The sequence below is a fragment of the Mesoflavibacter sp. CH_XMU1404-2 genome (genome assembly GCF_037029465.1).
Classification (GTDB): Bacteria; Bacteroidota; Bacteroidia; order Flavobacteriales; family Flavobacteriaceae; genus Mesoflavibacter.
In genome coordinates this window covers 166,555-180,477 of the sequence record NZ_JAYMEM010000003.1, presented here as the reverse complement: position 1 = coordinate 180,477, position 13,923 = coordinate 166,555, and the positions used below count along the sequence as shown (strand labels likewise).

General features: G+C 32.0%; 11 protein-coding genes. All 11 read right to left on the bottom strand.

Annotated elements, in window-relative coordinates; all coding sequences use genetic code 11:
• Window positions 1-22 precede the first annotated feature (22 nt).
• Window positions 23-784 carry a shikimate dehydrogenase gene (aroE, locus tag WA327_RS02400; RefSeq protein ID WP_336066039.1) on the bottom strand — a complete coding sequence of 254 codons (762 nt, stop codon included), beginning with the start codon at window positions 782-784 and terminating at the stop codon, window positions 23-25.
• The gene (locus WA327_RS02395) at window positions 753-1,769 is read right to left on the bottom strand and encodes a DUF368 domain-containing protein (RefSeq protein ID WP_336066036.1); all 1,017 of its coding nucleotides are present in this window, start codon (window positions 1,767-1,769) and stop codon (window positions 753-755) included. Before WA327_RS02395 ends, aroE begins: the two co-directional genes overlap by 32 nt.
• Window positions 1,769-2,776 (bottom strand): DUF368 domain-containing protein, encoded by a 1,008-nt coding sequence (locus tag WA327_RS02390; RefSeq protein ID WP_336066033.1) that lies wholly within the window; start codon window positions 2,774-2,776, stop codon window positions 1,769-1,771. The genes WA327_RS02395 and WA327_RS02390 overlap by 1 nt, the downstream gene beginning before the upstream one ends.
• 51 nt (window positions 2,777-2,827) lie before the next feature.
• A complete protein-coding gene (locus tag WA327_RS02385) occupies window positions 2,828-4,219 on the bottom strand; it encodes a tetratricopeptide repeat protein (RefSeq protein WP_336066030.1) in 1,392 nt (463 codons plus the stop codon).
• Window positions 4,220-4,365: 146 nt separating this feature from the next.
• Window positions 4,366-5,547: an aspartate aminotransferase family protein gene (locus WA327_RS02380; protein ID WP_336066027.1), complete on the bottom strand. Its 1,182-nt coding sequence runs from the start codon at window positions 5,545-5,547 to the stop codon at window positions 4,366-4,368.
• Window positions 5,548-5,551: 4 nt separating this feature from the next.
• Window positions 5,552-7,378, bottom strand: coding sequence for an OstA-like protein (locus tag WA327_RS02375; RefSeq protein ID WP_336066024.1), 1,827 nt, complete (start codon window positions 7,376-7,378; stop codon window positions 5,552-5,554).
• 128 nt (window positions 7,379-7,506) lie between these two features.
• On the bottom strand, window positions 7,507-8,778 hold the full coding sequence (locus WA327_RS02370) for an adenylosuccinate synthase (protein ID WP_336066022.1): 1,272 nt from the start codon (window positions 8,776-8,778) through the stop codon (window positions 7,507-7,509).
• Between the two features lie 5 nt (window positions 8,779-8,783).
• The gene (locus tag WA327_RS02365; RefSeq protein ID WP_027880118.1) at window positions 8,784-9,242 is read right to left on the bottom strand and encodes a Fur family transcriptional regulator; all 459 of its coding nucleotides are present in this window, start codon (window positions 9,240-9,242) and stop codon (window positions 8,784-8,786) included.
• A 95-nt stretch (window positions 9,243-9,337) separates the two neighbouring features.
• On the bottom strand, window positions 9,338-11,551 hold the full coding sequence (locus WA327_RS02360; protein ID WP_336066018.1) for a RelA/SpoT family protein: 2,214 nt from the start codon (window positions 11,549-11,551) through the stop codon (window positions 9,338-9,340).
• A 134-nt stretch (window positions 11,552-11,685) separates the two neighbouring features.
• A complete protein-coding gene (locus WA327_RS02355) occupies window positions 11,686-12,663 on the bottom strand; it encodes a carboxypeptidase-like regulatory domain-containing protein (RefSeq protein WP_336066016.1) in 978 nt (325 codons plus the stop codon).
• 17 nt (window positions 12,664-12,680) lie between these two features.
• Window positions 12,681-13,919, bottom strand: a complete 1,239-nt coding sequence (locus WA327_RS02350) for a DEAD/DEAH box helicase (protein WP_336066014.1) — start codon at window positions 13,917-13,919, stop codon at window positions 12,681-12,683.
• Window positions 13,920-13,923: the final 4 nt, after the last annotated feature.

Here is a 13,923-nt window from a genome sequence, read left to right as displayed (position 1 = left end):
AAACAAAATTGTGTGCTAAGCTCTATTTATTCCATATTTTCCAAGCTTTTTCTGCTTGAAACACCAACATATCGTAACCATTAATGATTTTTGCACCTTTTTGCTTTCCATTTTTAAGGAATGTTGTTTCTGAAGGATTGTAAATTAAATCGTACAAAATATGTTTTTTTGAAATGAAATTATACGGAATATCTGGAGCATGATCGGTGTTTGGATACGTGCCAACAGGCGTACAATTGATGATTATTTTGTGGTCGTTTATGATGTCTTCTGTTAATTCTGAATAGGTGAAATCTGCTTGTTTAGAAGATGTTCTTGATACAAAACTATATTTAATTCCTAATTTTTTAAGAACAAAAGCAATAGCTTTACTTGCGCCGCCAGTTCCTAAAATAAGCGCTTTTTTATGTCTTTTTTTTAGATGAGGTTTTAGTGATTTTTTAAAACCATAACAATCGGTATTATAACCTTTTGTTTTTCCTTTTTTTGTAATTTTTATAGTATTTACAGCACCTATTTTTTTAGCTTTTTTATCTAAACTATCTAAAAATGGAATGATATCTTCTTTGTAAGGTATAGTTACATTTAAACCTTTGATGTTATTTTGATTTAGTATTTCGATTTTAAATAAGTTAATATTTTCTATATCAAAATTTTCATATGTAGCATCGGTAATGTCTTCGTCTTTAAATTTTATTGAAAAATAATTTTGAGAAAAAGAGTAGGAGATATTTCGACCTATTAGTCCAAATTTACGCATTGGCTTGTCTTGTTTTTTGTCCATAAAGCTCTAAAGCTAAAACTATTGCAATACCGATAATGGTAAAAGCAATAGCGTAGTAGGTTTCAGGAGTGAGTTCTGGTAAATAACGTTTGTAATTTTCGATGATTTTTTCTCCTCTAGAGTCTAGTACAAAAGTATTATTACTGGTTTTGTAAATGGTTTCTTTGAAAGGCCAAACGACTCCTAAAGAGCCAACAATAAAGCCAATTATTGATGCGATAGTTACACTTTTATAATGTTTTAAAATATAGTTTAATGCGTGAGAAAACGTGACTAATCCAACAACAGAACCAAGCGTAAAGACTGCTAAAACTTTAAGCATTCTTATACGTTCAAGATTTGAAGTGAAGCTGAAATCGCCTACAATAATCTCGGTAAATGTATCGTAAAGAGCGTTTACTGAATCTACTAAAAGCAACACGTAATTACCTAAAAGTATCAAAATAAAGGATCCTGAAAAACCAGGTAAAGTCATACCAGATACACTTATAATTCCGCAGAAAAAGACAAATAATAAATTGTCATTTTGAGTTGCGGGATCTAAAAAGCTAATGCTTAATCCAATAGCAACGCCAATAGTTAAAGCTAAGTATGTTGTAGGTTTCCAGTCTTTAAAATCTTTACTTATGTAGTAAATAGAGCCAATAATCATCCCAAAAAATACACTCCAAACATAAAGTTGATAATGGGTAATTAAGTAGTCTAAAATTTTTGAAACACTAAAATAGCTAATAACCATTCCTAAGAATAAAAGACCCAAAAAACGACCGTTTATATAGTTGTAAAAGGACTTAAACCGACCATTAAAAAGTAGTTTAAAAGCCTTAACATTAACTTTTTGAAGCGAATAAATAAACTCTTCATAAAAACCTGCAACAAAAGCAACAACACCACCAGACACGCCAGGCACTTTATTTGCTGCGCCCATTCCTAAACCTTTAAGAACTAAAAAAATACGGTCTTTTAATGTTCTGGTACTTTGCATTATTCTGGTTTGTTTCCTACTTTTTCTAGTATAAAAATAGTTAAAAATCCTGCAATCATTAAACCTATAGCTAAAGGAAGTTGTGCGCTAACTTGATTAATTTCGGCATAATGTGAAGGTGAAATGCTTTGTTCTATCACCATTTTGTAACTATCAAAATCTTGAATAGATTTTTGGTAGATACCTAGTGTTCCAAAGTTAGAAATGGTTTCAAAATCAATAATATTTCCTGAAGCGTCTTCCATAACTTTTAAGGTTTCTTTATATGGCCAAACTTTGTTTAAAGAGCCTAAAATAAAACCAGTTAGTAGCGCTAATGTTAGGTTGTGATAGTTTTTAAAAAGCCATTTTAAAACACGACTAAAGGATAAAAGACCGACAATTGCACCAGAAGCAAAAAGGGCTATTTTTTTGATATCAAAATCATGAAAAGCATCACTTAATGTTTTATATGCACCAAGAATTACTAAAATAAAACTACCAGAAATACCAGGTAGAATCATGGCACAAATAGCAATAGCACCTGCTATAAATAAAAAGTAAGAGTTAGTATTACTAGCCAAAGATGGTAAATTAGAAATGTAAAAAGCAATTGCTGCACCTGCAATAAGTGCAATTACAGTAGAAAGTGACCATTTTTTTATTTGTTTACCAACAAAGTAAATACTTGCAATAATTAGCCCGAAAAAGAACGACCAAATCAATACCGGATGTTCTTCTAAAAGAAATTTTGCTAAGCGCATAAAAGAAATAAAACTGATAATAATACCAGTTAAAAGCGCTAATAAAAAGTTACCGTTTAATTGTTTCCAAAACGCGAAAAACCCTTCTTTTTTTAATGTTTTAAATAAAGAAAAATCAACATTACTTATTGTAGTTACTAATTCTTCATAGATACCAGAAATAAAAGCGATTGTTCCACCAGAAACACCAGGTACAGCATCTGCTGCGCCCATTGCAACACCTTTTAAGCTAATAAAAAGATAGTCTTTTAAACGTCTTTGCATGTTTAATTTGTTAAGACATCAAAGGTATGTAAAAATAGAATGAAGATTAAGTTATTGTATCTTTTTTAACGCCTTTTGAAAAGTTACAGAATGGTATACTTTAGGAAACAGTTCTTCTACAATAAATAAAAATTCGCTATTAAAACGCATTGCATTTTTAAGGTGATAGCTGCCTTTTTCGGTTTCTAAAAGTTTGTAGTAGATTCCTGATAATCTAAACTCTATTTCAGCATTTTCTGGATAAAATTCTGCCGCTTGAATTAAATTTAAACTAGCTGCTTCAGGCTCGCCTAACTGTATAAGAATATCTGTTCTAGATAACCAAGTGCTTAACTCGTAGTTGCCTAATTCTATTGCTCTTTTGTAGCCTCTTTCAGCTTCTTCTAAAAAATTAAGTCTTTGATTAATTTGCGCATAAAGTTTCCAATAGATTACATTTTCTGCATCAATATTTATTGCTTTATTGATGTAGTATAATGCTTTTTGGTAATTATGTTGCTTTAAATAAAACTTCGTAATAGCAGTCCAACCTTTATCTAATAAAGGGTCTTCTTTTACTGTTTTATAATAGTATTGTTTTGCTAAATCTAACTGACCTAATTTTTCATAACAACAACCCATTCTTAATAACGCAAAGCTTGTTGGGTCATCAAGTTCTAAGGTTAGTAGGTAGTTTTCTATCGCTTCTTTATAGCGTTTTAATTTTTCTAAAACTTTACCTTTTTCTAAATATGCACCAACAAAAGTATCGTCAGATATTATTGCAAAATCAAATGCACCTAAAGCTTTTTTGTAGTCTTTAATAGAAAAATATTGTTTACCTAGTTGGTGCCAAGCAACTTCGCAATAAGGATTTGAATTAAGATATTTGTTTAAAAACGTAATTGCTTCTTCGTTTTCATTTAAAAAATCAAAACAATAAATGATGTTGTATAATGAAGAATAATCTTCTGGTTCTTCTTCTAAACAACGCATAAAACTTTGTTTAGCTTCTTCAAAATTGTCTAAAAACAGGTATTCCATACCAATTAATGCATGGATTTCTGAGGTTTCTTCAGAAATATTTAAAGCAATTTTTAAAACCTTAATAGCATCTTCGTGCTTGTCTTCTTTTGAAAGAATGTTGGCTTTTTGAATATAGATTTCTTCGTTAGAAGGCTCTAAAACATAAAGCGCATCTAACATTTGGTTAGCCTCTTTTAGTTTGTTTTCAAAAACATACACTTCAATTTTAAATAACTTTAAATTAGTTGAAGATGGATGTTGTTCTAAACCTAATTTTATCGCTTTTTTAGCTAATGCTACTTTACCTTGATTTAGGTAATGATGTATAATGTTTTCGAATTCTTCTGAGTCAAAAAACAACACATTATTTGTTTTTAGCATCGACTCAAATCTGTTTAAAGACACATTATTGTTAGGTTTATCTTGGCTAAATTCCATAGGCATTTTTAATTTCCTTGTAATAAATGTAATGCTCTATTAGACTTTTTTGAAGCTTTTAGCTGATTTGTTTTTAACAAAGTAATGAACAATTACAATTTACACTGTTTTTTAATTGAGCTTTAGTCGGTTAGAAGATTACTTAATTACAGTAATGTATTAAGTATGTCAATAATAATGCCACAGCCTTTTTTAAGTTCGTCTTTGCTAATTGTTAAAGGCGGAGTTATGCGTATGGCTTTTGGTTCAAATAGTAACCAAAATAGAATTAATCCTCGTTTTTGAGCTTCTAAGACCACGTGATTGGTGACGTCAGCAGATGCTGTGATTGCAGCTAACATTAAACCACGACCACGCACTTCTTTAATTAAAGGATGTTGTAAAAGTAGGTCTTTTACCAGTTTTTCTTTTTCTAAAGCTTCTTGCATTAAGTCGCTGTTAACCACTTCTTTTAATGTTGCTAAAGCGGACGCTGCAATTAAAGGATTACCACCAAATGTAGTAATATGTCCCATTTTTGGATTGTCTTGTAATAAAGACATGTGTGCTTTTGAAGCTGTAAAAGCACCAATTGGTAATCCGCCACCAAGACCTTTTCCGGTAACGACAATATCTGGAATAACATTATAGTTTTCAAAACCAAAAAGTTTTCCTGTTCTACCAATACCTGGTTGAATTTCATCAAGAATTAATAAAGCGCCAACGCTTTCGCATTTTGCTTTTAACTTAGCTAAATAATCATTAGTTGGCTCTATAAAACCTGCGCCACCTTGTATCGTTTCTGCAATGACAGCTGCAGTTTTATTGGTAATAAAATCTAAGTCTGTTTCACTATTAAAATTAATATGATGAATATCTGGAATTAATGGTCTAAAAGGCGCTTTTCTTACTTCGTAATCCATTAAACTTAAAGAGCCCATTGTGTTACCATGATAGGCGCTTTTCATGGCGATAATTTGACTTCTTCCAGTAACGCGACGTGCTAATTTTATTGCGCCTTCAATAGCTTCGGTACCAGAATTTACTAAGTAAGTTTGTTCTAACGGAGCGGGTAAATGGTCTGCTATAAATTGACATAAATCTACTGCAGGACCTTGCGCATATTCACCATAAACCATGACGTGTAAATATTGGTCTGCTTGCTGTTTTATCGCTTCAATAACTTTTGGATGACAATGTCCCAAAGTACATGCAGATACACCTGCTACAAAGTCTAGGTGTGCATTGTTGTTAGTGTCGAAAATATAACTTCCTTTAGCATGAGAAACTTCCATAGCCAAAGGAAATGGCGACGTTTGTGCTTGATATTTAAAGAATAAATCTTTCAATGGATTACTCTTTTTTGATGACTGGTTTTTGTTGAAGTTGTTGCTTACGTTCTTCTTTATTTGGCGCCGCTTTTTTATTTAAAAATTGCTTAGGAACGTTTCTTGACGCTTTAGGTTTTTCGTCTTTTTTAATCAGATTTTTATCTTCGGCTTCTTGGTCTGCTTTTTTGACACGACCAATCAAATCGTCGTTAAAAAACTCTTCTTCATCATTGTATGGCTCTAAGCCTTTTATTACTGGTAGATTTAAAGGTGGATCATCTACAAAAAGGTCTTCTACAGATGCAGGTCGCTCGTCTTCACGCCAATCAAAACCTCTTAGCTTTCTTGCGTTAACAGGTAGCTCTTCTTCAGTATACATTTTTGCATCAGCTTGTCTTAATCTTCTAAATTCTACAAGTTCTTTGTTCTCAAAAAATAAGGAAACATCTGCTGATTTAGCTTTGTCAATACCAATTAATTCATTGTTTTCATTTCTACTATAATTGATAGATTCTGCATTTTTAAGAATATCAACTTGCTTCAGATTGTTTTCATCATCAAATAAACCGATTAATTGTTTTCCGGAAATTTGGTTGTAACCATCATCACTTAGCGTGTCTTTACTGATGACAAATGCATTATAAAATACAATTAAAGAGTCTAATTTTTCTGTTTTTGGATTTGATTTAAGATGAATAGTGTCGCCTGTCATTTGGTTTTTTACATTCCAAAGAATAGGTTTTCTAGCTGCAGAAAAAGCATCGCCTTTATTCATCCTTGCTAAATTGATTAGCTGTGTTAATCCTGTTTTTTGATCTACATGTACCGAGTCTGCTTTACCGCTAATGTCCGATTTATAAATTTTTGCATTATAATAAGCTCTGGTAATACGGTGTTCTGGTTTACCTGTTACCATTAACGTATCGGCATGCATAAATATACTATCCTTTTCTTGAAGTGTAATGGCTAAAGCACGTTTTGTAATAAACACAGAGTCTTTTGCACGGTAGACTTCGGCGTAGTGACCTTTTACAATGCTATTGTTTAATGTGTCTGTAACTTTAATATTGTTTGTTGCAGATGCGAAGTTTTTATTACGATCAAAATACATACTGTCGCCTTCAAAAATACGGTTGTCGTAGTCTATTCTTGATTTTTTCACAAAATAACCAGTGTCAGATTCGGTGTCATAAAAACCGCGTTCGCAATAAATTTTACTTGCAACATCTTCAATAGTTGAAGGTCCGTACATGTAAGCATGACCAGTATCTGTGTAGTAATCTAAAATTTTTGTTTTTAAAGTGTATTCTGGGTTAACTAGCTTAACACTATCTTGAAATCTGTACTTTTTTCTTGGCATAAAATAGCGTCCAATTTTACTAGTAATTGTTCCTGAAGAATCTCTAACAACTTTACCGCCAGTTTTATAGTATGCTTCTTGTTTAGCACGATTAAAATAAAGTGTATCTGTTGTTAATGTTGATTGTGGCTCGGTTAAGATAACGTCTCCAGAAGCAAATGCTAATTGCGTTTTTCCTGAATATTCTGCGTATTTAGAATTAAGATTTACCGTGTCGCCTTGCACCATTTTTACATTTCCGTAGGCTTCAACAAAATCTTCTTTTCCGTAGAAAATAGCCTTGTCACAGTACATGTCTATACCATCATGAAAAATATGAATTTGTTGCGCATCATTTCTAGTTAAGATTTGTGCACCAGGAAATTTTTCTTCGTCTTTTTCTCCAAAACCAGCATATTTAATCTCGATAGTTTTACGTTGTGCAGATGCAAAATGAGCCGTAAAAGCAAGTAAAAAGAGTAGGAGATATTTGATTTTTATTGACTTCAATTTTAATGTGTTTGATGCAAAAATAACGATTTAACTTACTTAGTATTATCTATTAGGAATTATTTAAGACTGAAAAACCTGCTAATTAAATTGTTAGCAGGTTTTTAAAACTTTTTTAAAAGAAATTATTATCTAAAAATAGTTTGCTTTCTGTCTGGTCCAACAGAAACTATAGTAATAGGAATTTCTAATTCTTTTTCTAAAAATGCGATGTAATCATTAAGTTCTTTTGGTAATGTAGCAGCATCTGACATTTCTGTTAAATCTTCTGCCCAGCCTTTAAACTCAGTGTAAACTGGCTCTACATTTTCAGGTTCGATATTATATGGTAAGTGACTAATAGTTTCACCTTTATATTTATATGCTGTAGCTACTTTTAATGTTTTGAAACCAGATAAAACATCAGCTTTCATCATCATTAATTGCGTAACACCGTTAACTTGACAAGCATATTTTAAAGCGACTAAGTCTAACCAGCCACAACGCCTTGGTCTTCCAGTTGTTGCACCAAACTCATGCCCAACACGAGCCATAGTTGCTCCATCTTCGTCAAACAATTCTGTTGGGAAAGGTCCAGAACCAACACGTGTTGTATAAGCTTTAAAGATACCAAATACGTCTTTTATTTGGTTTGGCGCTACACCTAAACCAGTACAAGCACCAGCAGCAGTCGTATTGCTAGAGGTTACAAAAGGATAGGTTCCAAAATCGATATCTAGTAATGATCCTTGAGCACCTTCTGCTAAAATACTTTTTCCAGATTTTTGTGCTTGAAAAACATATTCTTCAGAATCTATAAACGTTAAGCTTTTTAAAACTTTTACAGCTTCAAAAAACTCGTTTTCTAATTCTTTTAAGTCGTATTCAATTTTAGCATCGTAAAAGTCAATCATAGACTCGTGTTTATCTGCTAAGCTACGGTATTTTTCTTGCCAATTATCTAATTCTAAATCTCCTACACGTAAGCCATTACGACCGGTTTTATCCATGTAAGTTGGTCCAATACCTTTTAATGTTGAACCAATTTTTGCTTTTCCTTTAGAAGCTTCACTAGCAGCATCTAATAAGCGGTGCGTAGGTAAAATGATATGCGCTTTACGCGAAATTAATAATGACTTTTTGTAATCTACATCTTGTTCTTCTAACTTATCTAATTCTTTTTTAAAGATAACAGGATCTATTACTACACCATTACCAACTAAGTTAGTTGCATCATCATGAAAAATTCCTGATGGAATTGTGTGTAGCACGTGTTTTTTACCGTTAAAAACAAGTGTGTGACCTGCGTTTGGTCCACCTTGAAAACGCGCAATTATATTATATTTAGAGGTTAATACGTCGACAATTTTTCCTTTGCCTTCGTCGCCCCATTGTAAACCAAGTAGTAAATCTACTGCCATTATATTTAGTTGTTTTGTGATTTTTTTCGGTTGCCGTAAAAGTATAAAGAGTGTTTGTTAATTTCTATATCAAACACTTCTTCAATGGTCTTTTTGATTGCTTGAATACGCGGATCGCAAAATTCTATAACTTCTCCTGTATCTTGTAAAATAACGTGGTCGTGTTGTTTGTCAAAATAAGACTTTTCGTAATGTGCTTGATTTTTTCCAAACTGATGTTTTCTAACCAAACCACAATCTAATAAAAGATCAATGGTGTTGTAAAGTGTTGCACGACTAACACGATACTTTTTGTTCTTCATATTTAGATATAAAGATTCGATATCAAAATGCTCATTACTAGAATAGATTTCTTGAAGTATAGCATATCGTTCTGGTGTTTTACGATGCCCTTTTTCTTCTAAAAAAGCGGTAAACACATTTTTAACGATTTCTTGATTTTTTATGTCCGTATTTGCACTCATAATTATCTCACAAATTTACATTTTTTTTTGAGGTTGAATGCTATTTTTTGATGGATTAGAAGATGTGTTATTAATAGTTATTAACAACTTGAAGATTAAATTCTTGTCACCTTATCTATACCGTTAATCTTTTTAAGGTTTTCCATTAATTTTTTAAGTAAAGTATTATTACGAACAACAACATTTATTTTACCTGAAAAAATACCGTCATCACTATCAAAACTTAGGCTTTTCATGTTGACGTGCATGTTTGATGAAATGACTTTAGTAATCTCATTAACCAAACCTAAATTGTCTATACCAGAAAGTCTTATTTGTGCTGCAAATTCGCGTTGAGAAGAGTCTATCCACTTGGCTTGCATAATTCTATACGCATAATTGGCTTGAAGGCTAACAGCATTTGGACATGATTTTTTATGCACTTTTATACCATCATTAATAGTTACAAAACCAAATACAGGATCACCAGGAATTGGATTGCAGCAATTAGCAAACTTATAGTCTAGTTTTTCTTCTTCTTTACCAAAGACAAGTAAATCGTATTTGTGAGTGATTTCGTCTTTGTTGAGTTCCTCAGGAACAATGGTTTGCTTTCTGTTAATTTTATTTTTTATGAAACTTACCAGCGCATTGCTTCTTGAAGCTGCGTATTCTTTTAGTGCTTTACTGTCTATGTTACCAGTACCAACGCGATAAAAAAGGTCTAAACTTGTTTTAAGTTTAAAGAAGTTAACCATTTCGTTAACCGATTTTTCGTTTAGTTCAATTTTAAGCTGTTTTAGTTTTCTTCTTAAAATTTCTTTTCCTTCTTCGCCTATTATTTTGGTGTCTTCTTTTAGAAGTGATTTAATTTTACTTCTTGCTTTACCTGTTGTAGCATAATCTAGCCAGTTTGGGTTTGGTTTAGCGTTTTCTGAAGTAATAATTTCTACACGATCACCACTATTTAAAATGTGACTTAGCGGTACTAATTTACCGTTAACTTTTGCGCCTCTAGTTTTACTACCAACTTCGGTATGAATACTAAATGCGAAATCTAAAGGTGTTGCACCTTTTGGTAGTGATTTTAATTCGCCTTTAGGTGTAAAAACAAATATTTCTTTAGAATATAAGTTAAGCTTGAATTGCTCTACAAAATCTACTGCATTTGTAGATGCGTTTTCTAAAGCATCTTGAAGACGATTAATCCACATGTCAAGATTATCATCGTTTTCATCTGCATTTTTGTATTTGTAGTGTGCTGCATAACCTTTTTCGGCTATTTCATTCATGCGATCACTACGTATTTGCACTTCAACCCATCTACTTTTTGGGCCTACTACGGTAATATGTAAAGCTTCATAACCTGTAGATTTTGGTGACGAAATCCAATCGCGTAAACGTGTTGGGTTTGGTCTAAAATGATCGGTAACAATAGAGTATATTTTCCAGGCTAAGAATTTTTCGTTATCACGATCTGATTTGTAGATAATTCTAATAGCAAATTTGTCATATACTTCGTCAAAAGACACGCCTTGCTTATCCATTTTTCTTTTAATTGAAAAAATAGATTTTGGTCGTCCTTTTATAATGTAATTTAAACCTTCTTTGTCTAAGGATTTTTTAAGTAAGTCACTAAACTCGTGTATATAAGCATCTTGTTCTTCTTTACTTTCTTTCATCTTGGTTAAGATGTCGTTGTATACTTCTGGTTCTGTATATTTTAAGCCAAGATCTTCAAGTTCTGTTTTAATGTTATAAAGTCCAATTCTATGAGCTAAAGGTGCATAGATATATAGCGTTTCGCTTGCAATTTTTTCTTGTTTATCAGGACGCATAGAGTCCATAGTTTGCATGTTGTGCAAACGGTCTGCAATTTTTATAATAATTACCCTAACATCATCATTAAGGGTAAGTAGCATTTTTCTAAAGTTTTCTGCTTGCAGAGAGACATTCATGTCTTTTTTTAATGACGAAATTTTAGTTAATCCGTCAACAATTTTGGCAACCGTTTCTCCAAAAAGCTCTTCGATGTCTTTTACGGTGTAATTTTTATTATCCTCAACAACATCATGTAATAATGCTGCAGCGATAGATATGGCATCAAGACCAATCTCTTGCGCAACAATTTTTGCAACTGCAATAGGATGGAAGATATAAGCTTCGCCACTTTTACGACGTTGTTCGCTATGTGCTTCTACTGCAACGTTAAATGCTTTTCTAATCAGTTGTTTATCTTCTTTAGAAAGCGTGCGATAACTAACCTTTAAAAGTTCTTTGTAGGCTTTGGCAATTGCTGCATTTTCTTTTTCAATATCAATTTCGGTCATAAACGATAGCCTTCAATTTTATTATGAATGAATAATAAAAATACTACAAAAATGTTAATGTACAAGCGGTTTTTGAGTAATTTTAAACAAAACTAAATAGTGTGTTTTTTTAGAAGAAATAATAAGTAAACGTTTTAATCTTCTTTATAAACTTCTACTTCTAATCCCATTCCGTAATTATTTAAGCCGGTTTTTAAAAGATTAGAGTTATTGATGTTTTTTAAGTCGAATAACACCCATTTTCCATCATTATGAAAAATTCGTTTTACAAACGTTTGTTTGGTTGCTATTTGATCGGTAAACGGTAATAAAGGTCTAAACGTTGTAGATACTCTTACAATACCACGTTTGGTTTCGACTTCTTTGTATTTTTTGTTTGGTAATAATTTTCCGTTTTTATCGGTATATCCTAATACTTGAATGGATACAAAAATACCATTTTTAGGAATCATGATATTACTTTCGGTAACATCTAACTCAAAAATAGGATCTGTATCTTGATTAGCGATGAATAAAATCTTTTCGTAAGTTAAAACATCGCCTGGCAAACCTTCGTTATTTTCATAAAAGTGAACTCTAAAAAGTGTTGAAAATGGTCTTTTTTCGTGTTTGTCTCTATTACGTTTATCCCAGTTTTTAGCTTCAGTTTTTATAGGTAATAGTAGTTTTGAAATACGTTTGGGATTAGAAGATGTATTTGGAAAAAATACTGCAATTTCACTTTCAATAGTTGGTAGCCAACATTTAAAATAATCTTCGTGACCGTTAGGTTTTATAGTCATTATTTTAAATTTTCCTTTAGGTTTTGCTGTGACTATCACTTCTTCTAATATTGATGCTTCGTGAGGTAATTTGATAGTATCTGTTAGTTTGTTAGTAGCAATTTTTTTCTTCTTGTAGCCTAATGCCGAAATAACTAACGTGTCAATGCCTTTATAAAGTTTTTCGCTGTAATAAAATTTACCATCTTCGTCAGCAAAAGTTCCGTAACCGTTACCAAAATCTATGGTTGCAAAAGATACAGGTTGATTGTTTAAACTGTCTTTTACAAAAGTTTGACTAAAGCCTAATTGTATAGAAACTATGAAAATTAAAAATGATATATATTTCATCTAAAAAAGTAATGTGTTTAATACCAACGTTTTTTCTTCTGTTTACTTCCTTGTCCTTTTCTGCCTTTTTTGTGTTTACTCTTTTTGTTTGAGGTATGCACAATAGGTTTTGCTTTTGGGTCTAATGGATACGGATGATCCTCAATAATATCTAATTGTAAACCAATTAATTGTTGGATGGTTTTAATATAATTTTTTTCGTCTACACTACAAAACGAATGTGCAACACCAGTTTGACCAGCGCGTGCTGTACGACCAATTCTATGTACATAAGTTTCTGGTATATTTGGTAAATCAAAATTGATTACTGCATCCAAACTGTCTATATCTATACCACGTGCAGCAACATCTGTAGCTATTAAAATGTTAACTTCTTTTTTTGTGAATTTATTTAGTGCTTCCTGTCTTGCACTTTGACTTTTATCACCATGTATGCTATCTACTTTATAGCCGTTTTTAAGTAGCGTTTGCTCTAATTTAGTAACTCCAAATTTGGTACGTCTAAAAATAATAATATGACCTTTTATAGTGTTACGTAGTAAGTGTAAACACAGTTCTATTTTGTTGCGTTTTGGTACGTAATATAATAGTTGTTCTAACTTTTTTGAAGTTGAAGCATTTGGAGCAACCAAAATACGCTCTGGATTATTTAAAATAGTTTTTGCTAAATCTTCAACTTTATAAGGTATAGTTGCCGAAAATAAAAGTGTTTGTTTTTCGGTAGGACATAAGCGTTCAATTTTTCTTACATCATCAATAAATCCCATGTCTAGCATTAAATCGGCTTCATCTAAAACCAATACTTCAACTTGATCTAAATGTAGCGCTGTTTGTTTGTGTAAATCTAACAAACGACCAGGTGTAGCAATTAAAATATCTACGCCTTTTTTTAGTATATCTTTTTGAGGCTCTACCGATGTGCCACCAAAAACCACCGTTGTTCTAAGATTGGTGTAAGTAGAGTAGGTTTCGAAGTTTTTTGCAATTTGAACGGCTAATTCGCGTGTTGGACTTACAATAAGTGCCTTAATTTTTTTACCGCGTTTTGGTGCGTCTTGTTGGTCAAAAAGTAATTGTAAAATAGGTAATGCAAATGCAGCCGTTTTACCAGTACCTGTTTGCGCAGAAACAACAACGTCTTTTTTGTCTAAAATAGCAGGAATTGCTTTTTCTTGCACCAAAGTTGGGTTGTCGTAACCAGCTTCTGCAACTGCACGACGTAAAGGTTTGTTTAATTGTAAGTCTTTAAATGACATTTAG